The sequence below is a fragment of the Kaistella yananensis genome (assembly GCF_026107505.2).
Lineage (GTDB): Bacteria > Bacteroidota > Bacteroidia > Flavobacteriales > Weeksellaceae > Kaistella > Kaistella yananensis.
Genome location: NZ_JAPCHZ010000007.1, coordinates 52,453 through 73,296, shown reverse-complemented (window position 1 = coordinate 73,296; position 20,844 = coordinate 52,453). Strand labels below are relative to the sequence as shown.

Annotated in this window: 18 protein-coding genes and 1 pseudogene; 7 read left to right on the top strand and 12 right to left on the bottom strand. The window is 41.2% G+C overall.

All coding sequences use genetic code 11. The features are described 5' to 3' along the window. Nucleotides 1–212: 212 nt before the first annotated feature. The 3 genes from OK344_RS13140 to namA all read left to right on the top strand — a co-directional run bounded on the left by OK344_RS13140 (nucleotide 213) and on the right by namA (nucleotide 4,121). Nucleotides 213–779: a YciE/YciF ferroxidase family protein gene (locus OK344_RS13140; RefSeq protein WP_265145192.1), complete on the top strand. Its 567-nt coding sequence runs from the start codon at nucleotides 213–215 to the stop codon at nucleotides 777–779. Nucleotides 780–795: 16 nt separating this feature from the next. Next, a complete protein-coding gene (locus OK344_RS13135; RefSeq protein ID WP_265145191.1) occupies nucleotides 796–2,931 on the top strand; it encodes a catalase in 2,136 nt (711 codons plus the stop codon). Between the two features lie 143 nt (nucleotides 2,932–3,074). Further along, nucleotides 3,075–4,121 (top strand): NADPH dehydrogenase NamA, encoded by a 1,047-nt coding sequence (gene namA, locus OK344_RS13130; protein ID WP_265145190.1) that lies wholly within the window; start codon nucleotides 3,075–3,077, stop codon nucleotides 4,119–4,121. A gap of 323 nt (nucleotides 4,122–4,444) precedes the next feature. Here namA and hemL read toward each other — a convergent pair whose 3' ends face one another. The 4 genes from hemL to OK344_RS13110 form a co-directional block, all read right to left on the bottom strand. After that, a complete protein-coding gene (gene hemL / locus OK344_RS13125; protein ID WP_265145189.1) occupies nucleotides 4,445–5,728 on the bottom strand; it encodes a glutamate-1-semialdehyde 2,1-aminomutase in 1,284 nt (427 codons plus the stop codon). Between the two features lie 17 nt (nucleotides 5,729–5,745). After that, complete coding sequence (locus tag OK344_RS13120) at nucleotides 5,746–6,795, bottom strand: glucosaminidase domain-containing protein (RefSeq protein ID WP_265145188.1); 1,050 nt, start codon at nucleotides 6,793–6,795, stop codon at nucleotides 5,746–5,748. A gap of 14 nt (nucleotides 6,796–6,809) precedes the next feature. Next, nucleotides 6,810–7,724, bottom strand: a complete 915-nt coding sequence (locus OK344_RS13115) for a 1-aminocyclopropane-1-carboxylate deaminase/D-cysteine desulfhydrase (protein ID WP_265145187.1) — start codon at nucleotides 7,722–7,724, stop codon at nucleotides 6,810–6,812. Between the two features lie 256 nt (nucleotides 7,725–7,980). Continuing rightward, a complete protein-coding gene (locus OK344_RS13110; protein ID WP_265145185.1) occupies nucleotides 7,981–8,313 on the bottom strand; it encodes a hypothetical protein in 333 nt (110 codons plus the stop codon). Between the two features lie 39 nt (nucleotides 8,314–8,352). Between OK344_RS13110 and OK344_RS13105 the strand changes: the two genes are divergently transcribed. After that, nucleotides 8,353–8,535 carry a C1orf53 family protein gene (locus OK344_RS13105; RefSeq protein WP_088469843.1) on the top strand — a complete coding sequence of 61 codons (183 nt, stop codon included), beginning with the start codon at nucleotides 8,353–8,355 and terminating at the stop codon, nucleotides 8,533–8,535. Nucleotides 8,536–8,545: 10 nt separating this feature from the next. Then, nucleotides 8,546–9,076, top strand: a complete 531-nt coding sequence (locus tag OK344_RS13100; RefSeq protein WP_265145184.1) for a DUF4136 domain-containing protein — start codon at nucleotides 8,546–8,548, stop codon at nucleotides 9,074–9,076. 245 nt (nucleotides 9,077–9,321) lie between these two features. Here the strand turns inward: OK344_RS13100 and pafA are convergent, their stop codons facing one another. Then, a complete protein-coding gene (gene pafA / locus OK344_RS13095) occupies nucleotides 9,322–10,968 on the bottom strand; it encodes an alkaline phosphatase PafA (protein ID WP_265145183.1) in 1,647 nt (548 codons plus the stop codon). A 116-nt stretch (nucleotides 10,969–11,084) separates the two neighbouring features. On the opposite strand from pafA, the gene OK344_RS13090 reads away from it, so the two are divergent. Continuing rightward, a complete protein-coding gene (locus OK344_RS13090) occupies nucleotides 11,085–12,494 on the top strand; it encodes an alkaline phosphatase (protein WP_265145182.1) in 1,410 nt (469 codons plus the stop codon). A 167-nt stretch (nucleotides 12,495–12,661) separates the two neighbouring features. Further along, a complete protein-coding gene (locus tag OK344_RS13085) occupies nucleotides 12,662–12,793 on the top strand; it encodes a transposase (RefSeq protein WP_407936715.1) in 132 nt (43 codons plus the stop codon). A gap of 342 nt (nucleotides 12,794–13,135) precedes the next feature. Here the strand turns inward: OK344_RS13085 and OK344_RS13080 are convergent, their stop codons facing one another. The 7 genes and pseudogenes from OK344_RS13080 to OK344_RS13050 all read right to left on the bottom strand — a co-directional run bounded on the left by OK344_RS13080 (nucleotide 13,136) and on the right by OK344_RS13050 (nucleotide 20,641). Then, nucleotides 13,136–13,567, bottom strand: coding sequence for a hypothetical protein (locus OK344_RS13080; RefSeq protein ID WP_037438521.1), 432 nt, complete (start codon nucleotides 13,565–13,567; stop codon nucleotides 13,136–13,138). A 5-nt stretch (nucleotides 13,568–13,572) separates the two neighbouring features. After that, nucleotides 13,573–14,676 (bottom strand): efflux RND transporter periplasmic adaptor subunit, encoded by a 1,104-nt coding sequence (locus OK344_RS13075; protein WP_265145180.1) that lies wholly within the window; start codon nucleotides 14,674–14,676, stop codon nucleotides 13,573–13,575. 3 nt (nucleotides 14,677–14,679) lie between these two features. Then, a complete protein-coding gene (locus OK344_RS13070) occupies nucleotides 14,680–17,838 on the bottom strand; it encodes an efflux RND transporter permease subunit (protein ID WP_265145179.1) in 3,159 nt (1,052 codons plus the stop codon). Between the two features lie 18 nt (nucleotides 17,839–17,856). Next, nucleotides 17,857–19,239 (bottom strand): TolC family protein, encoded by a 1,383-nt coding sequence (locus OK344_RS13065; RefSeq protein ID WP_265145178.1) that lies wholly within the window; start codon nucleotides 19,237–19,239, stop codon nucleotides 17,857–17,859. A gap of 85 nt (nucleotides 19,240–19,324) precedes the next feature. Continuing rightward, nucleotides 19,325–19,753 carry an HYC_CC_PP family protein gene (locus OK344_RS13060; protein WP_265145177.1) on the bottom strand — a complete coding sequence of 143 codons (429 nt, stop codon included), beginning with the start codon at nucleotides 19,751–19,753 and terminating at the stop codon, nucleotides 19,325–19,327. 43 nt (nucleotides 19,754–19,796) lie between these two features. Next, a pseudogene (locus tag OK344_RS13055) lies at nucleotides 19,797–20,189 on the bottom strand (YkgB family protein); the annotation flags it as partial. Between the two features lie 53 nt (nucleotides 20,190–20,242). Next, nucleotides 20,243–20,641: a hypothetical protein gene (locus tag OK344_RS13050; protein ID WP_306400632.1), complete on the bottom strand. Its 399-nt coding sequence runs from the start codon at nucleotides 20,639–20,641 to the stop codon at nucleotides 20,243–20,245. Nucleotides 20,642–20,844: the final 203 nt, after the last annotated feature.

Below are 20,844 nucleotides of genomic sequence, written 5' to 3'. Positions count from 1 at the left end.
TTTTTGAATTAAATATTCAAAGCCGCTCATTTATTGGGAAAAACTCCCACGCCACATTTGCATAAGACCTCTCATTTTTAGGGAAATTTTAACGCAAAGGAGCGCGCTTTTGGTTTAAAAGTTGAATGCAACATTTAAATTTTGAAAGTTTACCGGGCTGTAAACATGTTCTTCAACTGACCAAATCTCAAACATTAATAAATAAAATCGCTATGGAAAAGAAAAAAACAACACCTCCGAAGAAAAAAGCGACTGGCGGAGCCATGCAACTTCGCGATCTGTTTACAGACGGGTTGAAAGACATTTACTACGCCGAAAATGCTTTGGTAAAAGCACTTCCGGAAATGTATGAAAATGCATCGGATCCAAAACTCAAAACAGCCATTAAAGATCATCTTGCACAGACCAAACAGCAGGTAGTAAGGCTGGAGGAAGCTTTCGCCTCTCTGGGAATGAAAGCAGAAGCTAAAAAATGTCCTGCAATTGAAGGAATTCTGGAAGAAGGGAGAGAAAGTGTTTCCAACGCGGCGGAAGGTCCCGTTCGCGACGCAGCTATTATTGCGAGTTCCCAGAAAGTTGAACATTACGAAATTGCAAGCTACGGAACCCTCTGTGCCTATGCCAAAATTCTCAACGAAAAGGAGGCGCTCGACTTACTGCTCAGAACTTTGGGTGAAGAAAAAAAATCCGACTGCGTGCTTACCACCATCGCAGATACCAACTTAAATTCTCAGGCAGCCGCTGGAAAACATAAATCCAAAGATATAAACGCTGTATAACCAACAAATCACTACTATGAAAATTAACGAACAGGAGCCTTTCGAAAACGGCGCAAACCCAAAAGTAGAGCAACTCGGAAAATATAAGGTTGATCACAACGGCGAATTTATGACCACCAATCAGGGAACTAAAATTAACGATGATCAGAACTCCCTGAAAGCCGGTGACCGCGGACCATCTCTTCTCGAAGATTTTATCTTCCGCGAAAAAATGACGCATTTTGATCATGAAAGAATTCCGGAAAGAATTGTTCATGCACGTGGTTCGGCTGCACACGGGGAATTTCAGCTTTATAAACCCATGGGGAAATACACCAAAGCCAAATTCCTGAACGATACCTCCATCAAAACCCCTGTGTTTGTAAGGTTTTCCACCGTTCAGGGGAGCCGCGGTTCTACCGATTTAGCCAGAGATATCCGCGGTTTTGCGGTGAAATTCTACACCCAGGAAGGAAATTATGACCTTGTGGGCAACAATACGCCCGTATTTTTTATTCAGGATGCCATGAAGTTTCCTGATCTGGTACACGCGGTAAAACCCGAACCTCATAATGAAATTCCTCAGGCAGCTTCCGCCCACGATACGTTCTGGGATTTTATTTCCTTAATGCCGGAGGCCATGCACAATATCATGTGGCTCATGAGCGACAGGGCGATTCCACGAACCCTTCGCGCAATGGAAGGATTCGGAATCCATACGTTCCGATTTATTAATGATGAAGGAAAATCGCATTTCGTGAAATTTCACTGGAAACCTTTGCAGGGGGTCTTAGGTCTTGCCTGGGACGAAGCGCAGCGGCTTGCCGGAAAAGATACAGATTTTCATCGCCGTGACCTTTGGGAGGCGATTGAAAACGGCATGTATCCGGAATGGGAACTTGGTGTACAGATTGTTCCGCAGGAAGATGAACACAAATTCCCTTTCGACCTTCTGGATCCTACCAAGATGATTCCGGAAGAAATGGTTCCGGTAGAAATCATCGGAAAAATGACGCTTAACAGAAATCCCGACAATTTCTTCGCCGAAACCGAACAGGTAGCGTTCCATCCGGGACATGTTGTTCCGGGCATCGATTTTACGAACGATCCCCTCCTGCAGGGAAGACTTTTTTCATATACCGACACCCAACTTTCAAGACTGGGCGGACCGAATTTCCATGAAATCCCGATCAACCGGGCGATACCCGACGTAACAAATAACCAGCGCGACGGCATTCACCGAATGCAGATCCCGAAAGGAAAAGTTTCGTATCACCCAAATTCCATGGGTCAGGGTTGTCCGTTCCAGGCGATGATCAAAGAAGGTGGTTTCGCCTCTTTTGAAGAACGCATCGACGCATCAAAAATCAGAAAAAGAAGCCAAAGTTTCTTCGATCATTTCAGTCAGGCCACCCTGTTCTATAACAGCATGACCGATCACGAAAAACGTCATATCCAAAATGCCTTTTCTTTTGAGCTCGGGAAAGTTCAGCTGGTGCCGATCCGCCAAAGAATGGTAGATATGCTGCTTGAAGTTGATGAAGACCTAGCTAAAAAAGTCGCTGATCATCTCGGTTTGGTTCCAAAAAAATTACCACAGCCCATTACAGGCAGTATTCCTGCAGACGGAAATCCGGATGATCACCATTCTTTAAAAGTGAAGCTGCCGATCACTGAAGCCCCTTCGGTGAGCATGGCCAATAAACTTCCTACCAATATTAAGGCAAGGAGAATTGCCATCCTAACCGCCGACGGTGTAGATGATGATGCATTTACAAGAGTGAAAAAACAACTCTGCGAAATGGATGCGATGGTTCAAATCATTGCGCCGCGGCACGGGTTTGTTACCACAAAATCCGGCGAGCAATATCCTGTTGACGACAGTTTGCTCACCGCTGCTTCAGTAGTTTTCGATGCACTATACGTTGCGGGAGGAGAAAGCGTAAATACACTTTTGGAACATGCCGGCGCACTGCACTTTGTTGCTGAAGCGTATAAACACTGTAAACCTATTGGCGCTGATGCAAATGGAGCTGACTTGATTAAAAAAGTTGTTCCCGAGCTGAAAGATGCGGAAGACGGCGTTATTACCAACGGTGATCTGGACGAATTTATCGGGGCTATTATGCTGCACAGGTTCTGGGACAGGGAAATGAATCCTTTGCCCGCATAGTTTTAAGACAATTTATAAGAGGTTTCTTTGCAGAAGCCTCTTTTAATTTGTCTATGTCGATGATTGCAAATCAGTGGGACTCCGCGAGATGTCAACTGACGGTGATTTCTTACCTTTGAACTTTTAAAAATTTAAATTATTTTATGCTTTATACTCCAATACGATTCAGGAATTTAGAACTGAAAAACCGATGGGTCATGTCACCCATGTGCATGTACTCCTGCGAAAACGGTGTTGCCAATGATTTTCACCTTTTGCATTATGGCAGCCGCGCTCAGGGTGGCACAGGTCTGATTATTGTGGAAGCCACCGGTGTGGTGCCCGAAGGCCGCATTACCAATAAATGTATGGGAATCTGGAATGACGAACAGGCCAATGCGCTTTCGAAAATAGTGAAGATCGTGCATGAACAATCGGAAAGCAAAATCGGAATCCAGCTTGCGCATGCCGGAAGGAAAGCTTCGACCTGGAACGGAAAGCAAATTTCTCTGGAAGAAGGCTGGGAAACAGTTGCACCCTCTCCTGTTCCTTATGAAGAAAGCGAAAGAATTCCCCATGTTCTGACGGTGGAGGAAATTAAAGATTTAGTACAGCGTTTTAAAGAAGCTGCAGTTCGGGCCATTAATGCTGGTTTTGATCTCATTGAGATTCATGCGGCACACGGCTATTTAATCCATCAGTTTCTGTCGCCTTTATCGAATACCAGAACTGACGAATATGGCGGAAGTTTCGAAAACAGAATCCGGTTTTTACTCGAAATTGTTGAAGCGGTGAATGAAGTCCTTGATGAAAATCACCCGTTATTTGTGAGAATTTCAGGAACTGAATATGCTGCCAACGGCTGGAACATCAAAGACAGTGTAGCATTAGCCAAAATCCTTAGGGAAAATAATGTAGATTTAATCGACGTTTCCAGTGGTGGAAATATCCATGGCGTAAAGATTTCCCTGTTTGATGGGTATCAGGTTCCCTTAGCGGAAGCTGTTAAAAAAGATGCAGAAATTGCAACCGGCGCTGTTGGACTGATAAAAACAGCAAAACAGGCGGAGGAAATTCTTCAGAATGAACAGGCGGACTTAATTTTTGTCGCGCGAGAAATTCTAAGAAATCCTTATCTGCCGGTACGGGGCTCGTTTAAGAATAAAGACAATTGCTTTTTCCCGCCACAATATGAAAGAGCCAGACCTTAATTGAAATAAAAAAGCCAACTCTCGCAGTTGGCTTTTTAGGTTATTTATGTTTCAGTTTTACTTGATTAATTTTCGAAAACTGCTTTTAATAAAAAGACTTCCGAAATAAAAAACGGACAGAATTAAGAATACAATTCCGAACATAAGAAAAAACTCACTAAGCCTTAATAGTACACCTGGTACTGTAGGATCTCCGTCCATAACAACACCGACTGTCGTCACAATCAATGAAATGCCTAATATGTTTAGGATTTTCTTTTTCATCGCTTCTTAATTTTTATCGGATAACGGCAAACTGATATTTTTATTACTCCTTTTTTAATTTAAGAATACTCAAATTTTCGGATGACTTCCAAAGTACGGTCGATTTCCTTTTCCTTAATGGCGTCGGAAATAAACCAGGTTTCGTATCCGCTTGGCGGTAGATAAATTCCGTTGGCCAAAAGCTGATGGAAGAAATTGTTGAAGAGCGCATGGTTGGCGTTCGCTGCTTCATCAAAATTAGAAACCGCATTGATATGGAAAAAGATGCTCATCATGGAGCCTTTCCGGTTAATCCGGTGCTCAATATTTTTAGAATTCAGGATTTTGCCAATCTCGAAATCCAGGGTTTCTGTGGTTTTATTGATGTTCTGATAGAAATTCTCATCTTTTCTGATGAGTTCCAGCGTGGTAAGTCCGGCACGCATCGCGAGTGGATTTCCGCTCAAAGTTCCGGCCTGATATACCGCGCCTTTCGGAGCAAGGTGATTCATAATTTCGTTTCGTCCGGCAAAGGCACCCACTGGCAGTCCACCGCCGATTACTTTTCCGTAAGTCACCAAGTCGGCTTTCACGTTATATACTTCCTGAGCGCCGCCAAAACCTAAACGGAAACCGGTCATCACTTCATCGAAAATCAGCAAAGCACCGTTTTCGTCACAGAGTTTTCTCAGGTTCTGAAGGAAATTGTTTTCAGGCAACACGCAGCCCATATTCCCGGCAACCGGTTCCACAATGATGGCGGCAATTTCACCCTGATTGTGTCGGAACAGATCTTCCACCTGTTCAATATCATTATATCTGGCGAGCAAAGTATCTTTTGCGGTTCCGGCTGTGACACCCGGAGAATTCGGGTTTCCGAAAGTTGCAGCGCCGCTTCCTGCTTTAATTAAAAAAGAATCGGAATGTCCATGATAACAACCTTCGAACTTGATGATCTTATCTCTTCCGGTAAAACCTCTCGCCAGGCGAATGGCACTCATACAGGCTTCAGTACCCGAAGAAACCATTCTGATCTGGTCAATATTTGGAACATTTTCTACAATCAATTTAGCGATTTCGGTTTCCAGTTCGGAAGGGGTTCCGTAGGAAAAACCTTTTTCTGCCTGCTTCTTGATGGCTTCCAGCACTACCGGATGCGTGTGCCCGAGGATGGCCGGTCCCCAAGAATTGATGTAGTCAATATAAACATTGTCATCAGCGTCGGTCATGTACGCGCCTTTCGCCGATTTCATGAAAACAGGAACGCCGCCTACAGATTTGAACGCACGCACGGGCGAATTCACGCCACCGGGAATATACTTGTACGCTTCATCGAATAAAGCTGAACTTCTTTGGTATAACATTTTTTTTTTGGTGTTAATTAGCTTCTGGGTTTTTTCTCCTGAAGGTAGATGAGTTGTCCGGCTTTGGGCTGTTCGCCGTACGCCATTCTGTTTTTTGAATAGAGTTTGCTGAGTTTAATGCCGAATTTCTGTGAAACATCATGCATGGATTCGCCTACCTTTGCCTTGTAGCTTGCCACATTTCCGCTGGAAGATTTGGATTCCAGGAAAAGAACATCGTTTTTGCGCAGCTGGGTACCGTCTAATTCGTTCCATTTCATAAGTTTACTTTCAGAAATCCCGAATTTCTTCGACACAAGGCTTAAATCGGCATCTTCAGGAATAATCACGAATTTCTTGCCGCCGTTCGGATGGTTTTTTACCAGAATTGAATTGAGGACTTCTGCCCTTGTTTTAATTTTTTCTACCTTCTCCTGCTGTTTTGCATAAGAAGTCTGTTCGTACGGAACTTTTACAGTCACTGGTTTGGAGGAAGCTTTACTCTGATCGAGCTGCGCCATGAAGATTTTATCATCACGCAGTCCCGGATACAGTTTCAGCACAGTATACAGAACTTCTTTTGAATTGGTATTGTCGAATTCGTAAAGTCTGTTTTTTTCAATCTTGTCGATTAAGATGTAAGCGTAGCGCGGGTTGGTGGCATATCCGGCTTTTTTTAGTCCATGGGCCCAGGCTTTGTAATCCTTCATATCGAGTTTGAAGAGATTCACGTAATATTTACGGTATGCCAAAAATTTTGAATGGTCTTCGTAGGATTCTTTCGGATCGTCGTACACCCGGAAGCATTCATTGGGTGCATCGTCGGTGTGTTTCATCGTTTTTCCCGTCCAGTCTTCCTTACATTTGATGCCGAAGTGATTTTTACCGATCTGTGCGAGGCGGCTCTGTCCGCCACCGGTTTCCAGAAGTCCCTGAGCTAAAGTAATAGAGGCAGGAATCTTGTATTTTTCCATTTCCTCAACAGCATACGCCGCAAATTTCTGAATGTACTGCTCATCATTTTTCCAGGTCTGTGCATGGAATTTTGATACAATGATCAATGCAAAAGCAAAAAATATTCTGTTCATAAACTGTTGTTTGGTCAACTTTTCATCAGTTTGATTAAAGGCCTGTTCTGTTCATCCAGCATCCGGTTTGCTCCGGGAATGCCCTGAAGCCCGCCGGTATGGAAAGCCAGAATCCTGGCGTTTTCCGGAAAGAAACCATCTTCTAGCAGTCTGAAAATATTTCTCATCATCTTTCCGGTGTACATTGGCTCCAACTGAATTCCGTAATATTCTAAAAAATTATTGATAAAACGGACATTTTCATCAGTTATTTTGCCGTAACTCCCATCGTGCGCTTCAATAAGTTTAAAATTTTTTCTTTCTGATAACTTAAAAACCTCATCCTCCAGCGTTGGATCGTTTACTGCTTTGAACCCTAAAACCTGCTGGTGTTCTTCAGCAAATTTCGAGATCCCGGCAACGGTTCCGCCAGTACCCACTGCGGTGCAAAGATAATCAAAACTTTTTGTTCCTTCATTCAGCATGTGCTGTATGCCTTTCACGGCGAGGATGTTGGTTCCGCCCTCGGGAATAATGGAAGCGTCAGGAAATTCTTTATGAAGATTCTCGGTTAAAGATTCCTTATTTCTGTATTCCGCGCGGGTAACAAAACGGAACGCCATCCCGTTGCTGTGCGCGAATGCTAAAGTCGGATTATCCTGCCACCGGTCCTGCAGTTCATCGCCGCGAATGATGCCCAACGTTTTGATTCCCTGGTCCTTTCCCAGCGCAGAAACGGCTGCAATATGATTGGAGAATGCGCCACCGAAGGTAATCATGAAAGGGTTTTCCGGTCTCTGCTGAAGATATTGATTAATGTTATAGTAGAGTTTCCAGAATTTATTGCCGGAAATATCGGGATGAATAAGGTCTTCTCTTTTGATGAAGAGTTTTATATTTTTCTCCAGAGGAATTTCGGTGATGGGGATTGAAATTTCAGGAATGGTCATGCTGCAAATTTCGGGAAAGATTTTGGAACGGGAATCTATTGTGTTCTGTTTTATCTCGCGGATTTCGCTGATGATGAATATCTGGCCGCTTGATGTGGGAAGTTGGATGTTGGATGTGAAAGATAAGATATTTTTTAAACTGTATTTTGTATTATTACCATGCCGCGCCCCGGATTGAACGGCCTGTCTGAGCTCTCCCGGTGACGCAGGAACCGGGAAGCGAGTAGTGAAAGCCGGAAAAGGCGCCCAAAAGAAATTAACCTCCTCTATATTTCCAGAAACTCCAGAGTTTGCGGGTTTTCAGATAATCATGATCATCTTCCATGGCAAAGGCTTCGCGCTCGAAAGAAATATATTTATAGGCCAGGAAACTGTCCTTCAGCCGGAAGTACCAGAAATAATATTCGATGACGTACCACAGATAAAAGAAAATGATGAGCAACTCCAGCTGCTGGCGCAGGTGAATTTTTTCGTGATTGATGAGCGTTTTATCGTAGCGGTCTTCGGGCCTGCGTAACAGAATCACAGGAAAAAGTGTGATCGCAGAAATTTTTGTATTTTTGAGGAGTGACTGCCAGACAATTATCATACAACAAAGATAAAATTTTCTGCCCTATTGATTTAACCCATGAGCGAAAACACCATCAAAGAACATGAAGACTTTTATTATAATGAACAGGGTTATAAGGTTTTTACAGAGAAATACCACCTCAAGCGCGGCTACTGCTGCAAAAGTGGCTGTAAACACTGCCCCTACGGTTATGATAAAAAGACCGACCGTTTTATAAAACCGATTAAAAAAAATAAATAAATAATTTGCAATGAAAAAATATATTTTTCTTCTTTTAGCTTCGGCCACGTTGGGACTTACTTCGTGCAGCCCCTTCAACGTGAGATCTGATTATGCAGAAACTGCATACTTTAACGAGTATAAAACGTATAAATTAAGAATTGACGACCTGAAACTGAATGACATCGATAAAGACAGGGTGTTAAATGAAGTCTCCAGACAGTTACAGACCAAAGGCCTGAGCGTAAGCGACAATCCCGATTTAATTGTAAATGTAAAAGCCAATCACAAGAAAATTCAGGATGTACAGAGTTCAAGACCTTACGGCATGTATGGCTGGGGCGGACCTTTCGGATGGGGTGTAGGCATGAACAGAACCTGGACATCCAATTACAATCAGGGTGCACTGATCCTGGATCTGATTGATGCCAGAACCCAGAAACTGGTTTGGCAGGGAATCGGAAGCGGAATTTCTGTAGATTCTCCGAAAGCGAAACAGAGACAGATTCCGGAAATCGTAGCGGAGATTATGGCAAACTATCCGCCGCAAAAGGCCAGATAACACAAATTTATTATACACAGAAAACTGCTTTAGGGCAGTTTTTTTTATGAACGTAAGTCATTGAGTAAGTGGAAACGGTTATCGTGGGTTTAAACTGAAAAACTTTTCTCGCAGATTTAAAGAATTGAACTGACGAATCGACAATTAATATTCAGACAGCAGATTGTATAATAAAAAAAGTTTCGCGCGCCTGCGGCGCGCGAAACTTTTCACTTTTCATAATTTTTATTCCTTAGTCTTAAAATCTATTCTCCCAAAACCTCAGTAATGGGATTACCGATGTTTCCGCTTGGGTTTTCGATTTTTAGTATCTGGGCCAAAGTGGGTGCAATATCCGTCATGTGATAAGGTTTGGCGCTCGCTCCTTTTTTAATTCCTGTTCCCATGAAGATCAGCGGGATGTGCGCGTCGTAAGAATTCCATACACTGTGAGTGGTTCCTTTCTTGGCATAGTTTGGCAACATTCCGTCGTGCGAAATAATCTGGATGTCACCGCTTCGCTGCCAGTTGTATCCATTGATGATTCTTGATTTAATGGGTTCGGGAATAGCTGAAGAGCCAACCTTAGCCAGATCTACCGCATACAGAACGCGGGGATCTTTATTCAGATAAGACAGCAGTTGTTGCTTAATTGCATCAGCATCCAGATTGTTCTCACGGATGAGTTTGTGATTCAGATAAACCTGGTAATTATCGATTGCCCAGATCAGTTTTTCCTGACTGAATTTAACTTTAAGTTCTTCTTCAAGATTTTTCTGAAGTCCTTCATCAAAAAGTCCGGTCAGCATTTTGTTCGCCTGCATATATCCTAAAGCATTGGCCGCACCGTGATCTGCAGAGAGGAACACGAGGTAATTGTCTTTGCCCACTTTTTTATCGAGCATATTAAAAAACTGTTCCAGGTCTTTATCAAGTTTTAAATAGGTGTCCTGAACTTCAATAGAATTCGGGCCGAAAGAATGTCCGACATAATCGGTAGAGGCAATATTAATAGCAAGAAAATCCGTTTCTGTATTACGGCCCATCTGGTAACCGTCGAGTGCAGCCTCAGCAACTTTTAGCGTTAATGAATTTCCGAACGGTGTCGTTCTGATGATTCCTTTCTTCGTAGCATAATCTGCTGCCAGGTTATTGTAAGGAAAGGTTGGGGTTTTTGCACTCCCCAAAAGCTGTTCCCACGGAACATCGTCAGCCGTACTTTCGGTGTATTGGGCGATGGGCAGTGAAGTAGTCCACCCGTTGGCTACCAGTTTTTCTCCCCAATTCTGCGCATTGAAGTTCTTCAGCCATTGCGGCAACTCGTTCATATAATAGGAACTGGTTACAAAATTTCCTGTACCTTCATCAAACCAGAATGCTCCGGTGGGATTGTGTCCGGCGGGCAGAATCGAAGCCCTGTCTTTCAGCGATACTCCCACCACTTTCGACCGGAAATTGGTAGCCATTCCGAGCTGATCCGTAATCGTCGTGCTCCAGAGATTGTGCGGCGAGTGCGCCCCGATTTTTTCAGAACTTGAGCCTATTCCCTTCACCGACGCGTCAGTCGTGCAGTATACGTTATTGCCGGTTTCGCGGTCTGTCCAGTCGTTTCCGGCAATACCGTGGATGGAAGGTACCGAGCCTGTGTAAATCGAAGTATGCCCCAAGGCGGTTACCGTGGGAACATAATCGATCATTACATTACTGAAGCTGTATCCCTGGTTAAGCAACCTTCTGAAACCACCACTACCGTATTTGCTTTCGTAGCGGTAGAGGAAATCCCACCGCATCTGGTCTACCACGATTCCTACCACCAACTTGGGTTTGGGGGTGGTGGATGATTGATTTCTCTGTGCCTTCATGCTGAAAACAGACAGGAACACGAAAAACAGAATTTTAATTTTTCCGGACATTTTATCAAAGTTTTTATCACTGCAAATTTAAAAGAAATTATAAGGGGTAACCCAAGTTTTTAAAAATTAATGCTTTGTTAATACTTGTTTGTTTAAATTTGAAAAAAATAGAATTAATGAAAAGACGGGAATTATTGAAAGGCGGCTCGCTTGCGTTAGGCGGACTGCTTTTGACACCTTTTTCAGCCAAAGCCAATATCTTCAAGGAAGAATTTGGGGGCAAAAAGGCAAAGAATATTATCTTTATGGTGAGCGACGGGATGAGCTCGGGCACGCTGCACATGGCCGATTTATACAGCCGACGTAAACTGGGAAGACCTTCGCACTGGATTTCGCTTTATGAAGAAAATCTTGTACAGCGCGGCGTGATGGATATGGCTTCCGCCAGCTCTGTCGTTACCGATTCGGCTGCAGCCAGTTCTTCATGGGGAGGCGGCCAAAGAGTAAATAACGGCAGCCTGAATATCGGTTTGAACGGGGAAGAACATCTGCCCATCCTTCAGAAATTTAAAAAAGCAGGAAAAAAAGTGGGCTTAGTGACCACCGTTCCCGTGACGCATGCCACTCCTGCGGGATTTTCGGTATATACCAAAAGTCGTAATTCCCAGGAAGAAATCGCATCCATGTATTCCGACCTCAGCTTTGATGTGATCATGGGCGGCGGACACAAATATTTTGATGCGGCACAGCGGAAAGACAAAAAGGATATGTATTCCGTTTTCAGGAATAAAGGCTATTCGGTCGCACGGAATAAAGCTGAAATGAATGCCGCACCGCAAAACAAACCACTTATTGCAACCTTTGATGAAGACGGCCTACCCTATGCTGCCGACCGGAACAGCAGCAGTTTTATGAAAAACAATATTCCGACTTTAGCGGAAATGACCTCCAGAGCCATCAGCCAGATGAAAGACCACAAAAACGGTTTCGTCATGCAGGTGGAAGCCGGAAAAGTGGACTGGGCGGCGCACGGAAACGATATTTCTGCACTTCTTTATGACCAGCTGGCTTTTGACGACGCCGTGAAAACAGCGATGGACTTTGCCCAGAAGGACGGCAACACCCTGGTGGTTCTCACTTCCGATCACGGAAACGCAAACCCGGGTTTGATCTACGGTAAAAAAGTGAATGATAATTTCGACCGTATTCAGCAGTTTTCGCAGACGAATGAATGGATTCTTCAGGGACTTAACCCAACCGACAGTGTCAGCACGATTAAAAACAGAATTGCACAGGCGAATGCCGGAATTTTGATTACGGAAGATCAGGCAAAAGAAATCCAGTCCTACTACGCCAAAGCGAAAATGGAGGACGGAGTGTACAACCCGCGACACCTGCCTTTCAAACTGCTGTCGCAGATTCAGCAGGAGCATACTTCCGTGGGCTGGATCAGTATGGACCATTCGGCCGATTATACCGAACTTGCCATGTACGGACCTGGCAGCGAAAAGATGAAGTCTTTTATGAAAAACACCGATATGCACACCTTCCTTCTGAAAGCCGCAGAAGTTGAAAATAAATTTTAAGGGTTACCTACATAGAAAAACAAAACGCTCCGGTAATTCGGGGCGTTTTGTTTATTTGTGATTGTTTACGTACGGTTGGTTTTTTCAGTTCAATTTAATTTTTCCTGAATTGACCTTCTCCCACAAAACGGGAACATTTAAAAATATAGTTTTTACATTTGGAGACTATGAAAAACAATAAATTTTCAGAAGTTCAGATCATCAAGATTTTATCTGAACAAAATCAAGGAAAAACAGTGAATGAGATTTGCCGGGAACACGGCATCAGTCAGCCTACTTTTTATAAATTTGCAGCTTAAATTTTAACGGTTTTTAGTTGCTTTTTGTCATAGAATGCGCAGCGGGGCAGTAGCGGGGACCACGCGATGGAATCGCGCGGGAGCGGGGGTTAATTACGCTTTTGAAAATTTTGAAATAAACCAGATACTCGAAATAGTAAGCAATTGTTATTCGAGTACCTAGTCATTTATCATAATTAGAGTTTGCTTGTAATACTAAAATATTTATCTCAATAGCAATTAGATCTAAACCTAATTGAAACGGTACTCATAATTAATCAGACTTAGGGAATATTGTTAATTTTAATAACTTGGTTGATGAACTATGATATTCAAAAAGTCATATTTTCCCTTTACAATTCTCTATAATGCATTTTCATTTAAAAACAATTGATAATTTTGCTCATTTTCAAAATAAGCTACCTCATCATTGTCTCCAATAACTACAATATAAGCATCAGCTTTGCTGATTTTTTTTAGAGAATGTGGATCCACTGCATAACGTACGCTTTGGTCTTTAGGAATTTTTTCTTTGCACATATTGCAACATCCGTAATACATTTTCCCTTCAAAAGGTACCTCAATCTGTTCTTTTCCCATATATGCGTCATTGACCATACATACAAGATTATTGGGTACATGTTTTCCTTTTTTAGGATTATTTATCTTTTTGATTTCGGTAGTTTGAGTTTTAGAGATTACTTCTGTTGCATTATTTGATTTTTGATCTGTACAGCTTATTAAAAGTACCGTAGCAAATGCTACGATACTTACTGTTTTTAATATATTTTCCATATTAATTATTTTTTAGTTTGATTTTTAGGAGGCACATCTGTTCCTTCCATAATTTCTTCTGAAGCCATTTTCAGGATTTTATCGCCTTCACTTAATTCGCCGAATATTTCTACTTTATCTTCCCACATTCTGCCTTTACTTACCGGAATATTTTTAGTTTTTCCTTGTTCAATACGAATGACGTAAGTGCCCATTCCGCTTTCTACAACAGACATCTTTGGGACAAAAAAAGTAGCTACCGAATTTTGTAACGGGATACTTGTTTCGGCTACCATAAAGGGTTTCAGCAGCTTTTCTTTGTTGATGAAATCTGCTTCTATTTTTTCGGAGCGAAGCCTTTCATCCAAACTTCCCGATTTTCTACTTACCAGAGCTATATGTTTCACTTGTGGCTGCGAGCGGACATAGAAACGTATGGTATCACCTATTTTGATATAAGGAGTATTAGCCTCGGGGACAGAAAGGTTTAACCTTAACTTTTGATTGTTTTCGATAACCAAAAGAGGCGTTTTGCTCATTGGTCCAACATAAGCACCAAGATCAATATTCCTATTGGTGATCGTTCCGCTAAAAGGGGCTTTAATTACCAAATAAGCATTGATATTGCGAATTTCATTGTATGCAGAGCGTGCGGCAGCCAATTGCGATTCGTCGGATAATTTACGTGCCTTGATTTGATCGATCGCATCTTTTGCAACTGCACCCTTGGTTTCATCAGCTTTTAACATACGGTCATACGTTGATTTTGTTGACAGATAAATTGCTTCCTGCGCCTGTACTTTTGCTTTTGCATTTGCAATTTGCGATACGATTTCCGGAGCCTCCAACACCACCAAAGTTTGTCCAGCAATAACTTTGTCACCAATATCTACACGAATTTGTTTTACATAGCTATTTACTTTTGCAAATAATTCGGTTTGTTGATACGGTTTTAGTTCTCCTGGTAATTTTAAAGTAACTAATGGATTTGATTTGGAAATCTCAATAGTCTCCATCATATTCATCATTCCCATAGCTGGTTTAGCGTCTTTATTGTCGTTCTTATTGTTGTTATTGCAAGCCGAAAGAATAAGTAAGGCTGCCAACGGAATTATATTTTTTAATTGCATTTTTTATTGATTTGATTGTACAAAATGAATACTGTTTTGGTCTTCAGGGTCTAAAGACGGAGAAATAACACTGGCTTTTTTCTGCACCCACCCAAAAACTAATGGAAGAATGATTAACACAGAAAAAGTAGAGAATAAAAGGCCACCAATAACGGCTCTACCCAAAGGTGCAATTTGATCGCCGCCTTCGCCAAAGCCTATTGCCATTGGCAGCATTCCCGCAATCATCGCAAGGGTAGTCATTATAATTGGACGGATCCTTACTTTGGCGGCTTCAACACCTGAGAGAACAGAATCCTTATTTACTTTTCTTAACGTTTCGGCATTACTGATTAATAATACCGCGTTGGCAATTGAAACACCGACCGACATGATTAAGCCCATGTACGATTGCAGATTTAATGTAGAACCTGTAATATTGAGCATGAGTAAAGCTCCCACTACTACAAAAGGTACTGTTGATAGAATAACGATTGACACACGGAATGATTGAAACGTTGCAGCCAACATTAAGAAAATCACAAAAACCGCTATTAACAATCCGGTGGCTAAACTGGACAATGTTTCCTCTAAAACAGGTGCCATTCCTGCTACTTCAATATTAACTCCTTTAGGCAATTCGCCTAGGGAAGCAATTGCTTTTTGCACATCTTTAGATGCTTGTTCCAAATCTTTTTTATACAGATTGGCTGTTACTGTGGTGTAGCCCATCGTACCCAGATTGTAACTTTCTCCTAATTCCTTTGAAGGCGTAATAGTTGCAACATCACCTAAAACGGGTCTGTCCGTATTTTTACTTAATGGTAAGTTGGCTAATTCCTCCTTACTGTTCAAAATACCTTGAGGGGTTTGCACCTGCACATCGTAAGCGATGCCCATCATACCTCCAACCCAAAAATTTTTGTTGGTAAAACGGGTTGATGCGGTAGCAGTTACCAAAGATTTGGCAATATCTTGTGCGTCTAAACCTAACTGTGCCGCACGAGTACGATCAATGTTGATTTGGAGTCCAGGATAATCCATTGACTGTGGAATTTGCTGATCACGCAAATATTCAATTTCCTTCAATTCCGCCAATATTTTGTTAGCGTACATCCGGTTCATTTTTTTCATCATCCCCGAAACACGAACCTCAATAGGTGTACTGGTCCCCTGACTTAAGATTTTCTCCGTTAATTCAATCGGTTCAAATGAAATAGACAATTCCGGCATTTTTTCTTTGTAATAAGCACGCAGTTTGTCTTTCAGTTCGTCTGAGTTTCCGGTGGATTTTTTCAATGCTACCTGCATCAATGCCTCATGTGGACCTGCATTGTAAAGATAAATTGGGCTAATCGCAAAAGAAGAAGGATGTTGACCAATAAAAACTGAAGAAATTGCTATATTGTCTGCACCAACATTATTTTTCAGGTGCTCTAAGAATTGTTTTACTTTCATTTCTGTCACTTCAATCCGGGTTCCTTCGGCTGCTTTTATACGAACCTGAAATTGTTGGGAATTGGATGTAGGTAAAACATCTTTTCCTGTTATTTGATACAACGCAAATCCTCCGACCAATGCTAAAACTAAGCTTAAGCTGACAATTATTTTTTTGCGATTGGTTAATCTCGATAAAAAGGCTACAAATCGACTTCTGAATTTGGAGAACCAGTCTTCTTTGTGTGCAGGATTTTCACAATGATCTTTTTGGTGTTTCATGAGCCAATTTGCCATTACTGGAACAAAGGTTTGAGACAACAAGAATGAAACGATCATCGAAAAACCAATTGCCATTGCCAACGGCATGAACAACGAACCTGGAATTCCTGTCATCATAAATGCTGGTGCAAAAACCGCCAAAATACAAAGCATAATTAGCAATTTCGGAAAGGCGATTTCTTTACATGCATCCCAAATGGCTTGCGCTCGGGTTTTCCCCATCGCAAAATGCTGGTGGATGTTTTCGATGGTTACGGTACTTTCATCTACCAGAATTCCAATAGCCAATGCCAAACCGGAAAGCGACATGATGTTGATGGTTTGTCCAAATAATTTCAGGAACAATACCCCGGAAATAATCGAAATAGGAATGGTCATGATAACGATCAAAGCAGCTCGTCGATCGTTCAAAAAAAGCATGACCATTAGACCTGTTAAGAGTGCGCCCAAAACACCTTCTATAACTAAACTTTTCAACGCATTGGTAATATAAACCGACTGATCAAATTCGTAAGAAATCTGTACGTCATCAGGCATATTTCGTTGAATGCTGGGTAATTCTTTTTTCAAAGTATTTACCACATCCAATGTGGATGCATTTCCTGCTTTTGCAATATTAATATAAACCGAACGCTTTCCGTCAATCAATGCGTAACCAGTTGCAATATCGGCTCCGTCTTTTATCGTGGCTACATCACGCATGTACACATTATCAACCGAGCCTTTAAAAATAGGAATATCGCCTAATTCAGCAACTTCTTTCACGGTGTTATTCGTTGGTGTCAGATAGTTTTTATCTCCGATATACACATTTCCAGAAGGCGACGTAATGTTGTTTCGACTTATGGCTTCAACGATCTGTTCAGGTGATAAGTTATGAGCACGAAGTTTATACGGATCGATATTAACCTCAATAGTTCTTGGGCTTCCACCGAACGGAGGAGCCGTTGTCAACCCCGGAATTTTAATCAAAAAAGGCCGTGCATTGAAATTGGCAATATCCTGCAATTGATTGTTAGTTTTTGTAGCACTTCTAAATACCAGCTGTCCCACAGGTTGTGATGAAGCATCAAATCTGATGATGAACGGCGGCGGTGCCCCGGGTGGTAAAAACACCTGAGAACGGTTGGACAGTGCATTGATCGTAGCAATTGCTTCCCCCATTTCAGTACCTTCATAAAAGGTAACTTTCATTAAGGTAAGTCCTTGCGTATTTTTAGATTCGATACTTTTGATACCATTGGTAAAAAGCATCATATTTACATACATTTTCGTAAAGTATCCTTCCATCTGTTGTGGAGTGTAACCATTGAACGTGTGCGCAATGTACACCACCGGTAAATTCATTTCGGGAAGAATATCTACTTTAATATCTTTGGTTGCTTTGAGACCAAAAAATAATAATCCCAATACCAAAACCATAATTGCTATGGGTTTTTGAAGGGCAAATTTTATCATATTCATAAACGAATGCTTTAAAAATTATGGCGTTAATAATTGAATGTTTCCTTGTGCAGATGCCAGTAGTAATAATGCTTGCCACACATTATTCTGTGCAATTTCATAATCAATTTCGGCTCTGTTCAAGCTAAACAAGGCTTGCGTATAATCAACTAAAGTAGTTAAGCCATTTTCATACAAAGCGGTTTGTTGTTTGTATGCCAAAGCAGCCGCACCTAGTTGAATTTTTGTTTCCTCGAAAGTGTCATAGGCATTTTTTAATTGGGCATTTGCCTGATGAAACAATGTATTTAATTCCTTTTGTTGTGCATCAAAGGTGTATTGAAGAGATTGTGTAATATATTTCTGTTCCTTCACTTTTGTATTGTAGCGAAAAAGATTGGTGATGTTCCAGGTAAGTGAAACCCCTAATAAATAGTTGCTACGATCTATTCCAACACCTTTCAAATAATTAGTGGAATAAGCTGAAAGATCTTGCGCATAATTGGACTGGAACCCAGAACCACGACCTTGAACTACACCAAAAGCCGATAGATTTGGTTTTCTATGCGCTTTTAACACTTCGACACTTTGTTCGCTTTCATCGATCTTTGTTTGTTGAAATTTTAAATACGGATGATCGGAAACTTTGATTGCTGTTATTTCCATTGATTTTACTGGCAGCGTAGTACTGTATAGGCTATCCAACTTGTAGGTTTTAAAATCGTCATTCATTAAATCTGCCAGTTGCTTTGACCACATTAGTTCTTTATCGTATGCCTTTATTAGCAACGATTTGGCATTAGACCATTCCGCTTTTGCCAACTGTGCATCCACTTCCGGTATCAGCCCGCTTTTGGCTCTGGCGTGGGTCATTTCATAAAAAATCTGCGCTCGTTCAGTGTTTTTTTCCTGCACATATTTAACTCGCTGGCTTGCCAGCAAATTGAGGTAAGCGGCTGCCACTTTTATCTGTTGCTGAAATACTTCCTGTTGCAGATCGGCTTTAGCTGTCAATTCTTTTTTACTTCCTAGTTCCACCTGGTTTTTAATTCGTCCGAAAGTGAACAAATTCCAGTTGACATTTGCGAAGTAAAGCGAACCAAATGCGGCATTCCAGTTTTGTTCTGCCAAAGGCATAGAGGTTGCCGCAGAACCCAATCCGCCATAGGCATACATTGGCCCATGCAATGCATTGATGGTGCCGAAACTTTGTTGTGCCGAAAGGGTGAAATCGGGGAGGTATTGTTGCTTTTGAAAAGCGGTATTTTGAGCCGAGGCGTCGACTACTTGTTGTTTTGCTTTGATTTTATCGTACTGGTTTTCTGTACGATGAAGGGCATCTTGCAATGTTAAAACTTGTCCGTAACTATTGGTATAGCCTGCAACTAGCAAACATGCAGATGCAATGAATTTTAATTTCATTATATATAAAATTTAAAAATTGGGTATAAAAAACTATTGCAACTCCGAAACTTTCGAAATCGCTCGCATAGATTTTAGTCTAAAATCAAATTCTATAAACGCAATGTAAAATGTAAAGAGGATTGCCCGGAATCAGGACTTTAGTAGAAGAATAAGCGGTGTTTTTTTCTATATCTAAAACAATAGGTTCAAAATCGAAAACCGTACCCAACATTTTGTTAGGAATAGCATCGCCCCAGAATTTTACCGAAAAATCAAAATTGTTATGTTTTTTTACACTGTCATCAAGTTTTATAATTTTCGATACATGCTTACAACAATTCTTCTTCTGATCTTTTAAACCCTTCTCCTTTGCAGAACAAATTGGACAAGGTTTGTCCTGATTTTGCTGTTGGGTGTTTGAAAAGCTGTAAACTTTACTCGCCGTTCCTTTACATAAATGTGCATATTGGGTAAAGCCCGAGGACAAAACCAAATAGCAAAGTGAAAGAAATATGACGAACAGTTTTTTCATAGTTTAAAGTACAAAGATAAACACTTTTTTTTTAGAGCTTATATTATTTAGGTAATTTATTGTAAGATTTTGGGGTTCTTTGAAGTATTCTTTTTGCACTATCAGAAGCAACAATTAGCGCAGCTCCCAACATGATAATATCTTTTATCACCAACCTCCCTGCACCTGATAGATATGGAACCCCATATTGCGGGGTTGGAAAATCTCCACCTAGATTGGGGACATACACTTCAGGCGTGGTAATCAGGAACGATAAGGTAACAATAGACATTATGAATGTCAACAGGCCACCTATTAGACCTATTTTTGGGAACCAAATTCCGAGTATTACCGCCAATCCTATCAAAACAATGACCGTTCCTAAGCCGTATGAAAATAAGTATGTGCCATTACCGGTATGCCAATCTACATTTTTCTGTACAGTTTTTCCTTCCCTTTGCTGCCGCACGAAATGAAATTCGACGAAGTCAATCCTTTCGTGTGGTCACATTAAAAATCAAACGTTCTAAATACTTCAATATCATCTAAAAGTCCTTTTTCATCAGCATAATCTCTTGCACTGCTGTAAATATATTCTTCTGCTTTATAAACCAAACCAGCTTCCACAGGGTTTTGGTGCACGTAATCTATTTTTTGTTTAATTACCTTGTTGCTCCACAGTTCGATCGGTTTATTATCATGTCGCCAAAACTGATAATGGGTTACGTTCGAACTTTTTGCTGCTTCTTTTCGAAAGAATTCCAATAGAAACTCTTTCCTGCTTTCTCTCGGATTTTCTCCAATGGCTTTAACAATAGCTCTACTGGTAAACCTTTTCAAATCACCAATCAGCAATTCAGGTTTTTGTCCTTTTATACTTCTAAAAACCAAATGAATATGGCTCGTCATGATGCACCATGCATGAATTTTTAAACCTTTTTCTTTCTGGCAAAACCTCACACTTTCCAAAAATAATCTTTATATTCATTCCGTGTAAACACATCAAGCCATCCCACCGCAGCAAAACTGATAAAATATAAACCTTCAGGGTTTAGAAGTTTGTAATTTCTGCTCATATTAAATCATTCTTTAATAAAGATAAAAATAATTTA

What these genes read in the sequence shown, in the direction of transcription:
- OK344_RS13140 (WP_265145192.1), top strand. Translation starts at nt 213, where the DNA reads ATGGAAAAGAAAAAAACAACACCTCCGAAGAAAAAAGCGACTGGCGGA.
- OK344_RS13135 (WP_265145191.1), top strand. Translation starts at nt 796, where the DNA reads ATGAAAATTAACGAACAGGAGCCTTTCGAAAACGGCGCAAACCCAAAA.
- namA (WP_265145190.1), top strand. Translation starts at nt 3,075, where the DNA reads ATGCTTTATACTCCAATACGATTCAGGAATTTAGAACTGAAAAACCGA.
- hemL (WP_265145189.1), bottom strand. Translation starts at nt 5,728, where the DNA reads ATGTTATACCAAAGAAGTTCAGCTTTATTCGATGAAGCGTACAAGTAT.
- OK344_RS13120 (WP_265145188.1), bottom strand. Translation starts at nt 6,795, where the DNA reads ATGAACAGAATATTTTTTGCTTTTGCATTGATCATTGTATCAAAATTC.
- OK344_RS13115 (WP_265145187.1), bottom strand. Translation starts at nt 7,724, where the DNA reads ATGACCATTCCTGAAATTTCAATCCCCATCACCGAAATTCCTCTGGAG.
- OK344_RS13110 (WP_265145185.1), bottom strand. Translation starts at nt 8,313, where the DNA reads ATGATAATTGTCTGGCAGTCACTCCTCAAAAATACAAAAATTTCTGCG.
- OK344_RS13105 (WP_088469843.1), top strand. Translation starts at nt 8,353, where the DNA reads ATGAGCGAAAACACCATCAAAGAACATGAAGACTTTTATTATAATGAA.
- OK344_RS13100 (WP_265145184.1), top strand. Translation starts at nt 8,546, where the DNA reads ATGAAAAAATATATTTTTCTTCTTTTAGCTTCGGCCACGTTGGGACTT.
- pafA (WP_265145183.1), bottom strand. Translation starts at nt 10,968, where the DNA reads ATGTCCGGAAAAATTAAAATTCTGTTTTTCGTGTTCCTGTCTGTTTTC.
- OK344_RS13090 (WP_265145182.1), top strand. Translation starts at nt 11,085, where the DNA reads ATGAAAAGACGGGAATTATTGAAAGGCGGCTCGCTTGCGTTAGGCGGA.
- OK344_RS13085 (WP_407936715.1), top strand. Translation starts at nt 12,662, where the DNA reads ATGAAAAACAATAAATTTTCAGAAGTTCAGATCATCAAGATTTTATCT.
- OK344_RS13080 (WP_037438521.1), bottom strand. Translation starts at nt 13,567, where the DNA reads ATGGAAAATATATTAAAAACAGTAAGTATCGTAGCATTTGCTACGGTA.
- OK344_RS13075 (WP_265145180.1), bottom strand. Translation starts at nt 14,676, where the DNA reads ATGCAATTAAAAAATATAATTCCGTTGGCAGCCTTACTTATTCTTTCG.
- OK344_RS13070 (WP_265145179.1), bottom strand. Translation starts at nt 17,838, where the DNA reads ATGAATATGATAAAATTTGCCCTTCAAAAACCCATAGCAATTATGGTT.
- OK344_RS13065 (WP_265145178.1), bottom strand. Translation starts at nt 19,239, where the DNA reads ATGAAATTAAAATTCATTGCATCTGCATGTTTGCTAGTTGCAGGCTAT.
- OK344_RS13060 (WP_265145177.1), bottom strand. Translation starts at nt 19,753, where the DNA reads ATGAAAAAACTGTTCGTCATATTTCTTTCACTTTGCTATTTGGTTTTG.
- OK344_RS13050 (WP_306400632.1), bottom strand. Translation starts at nt 20,641, where the DNA reads ATGACGAGCCATATTCATTTGGTTTTTAGAAGTATAAAAGGACAAAAA.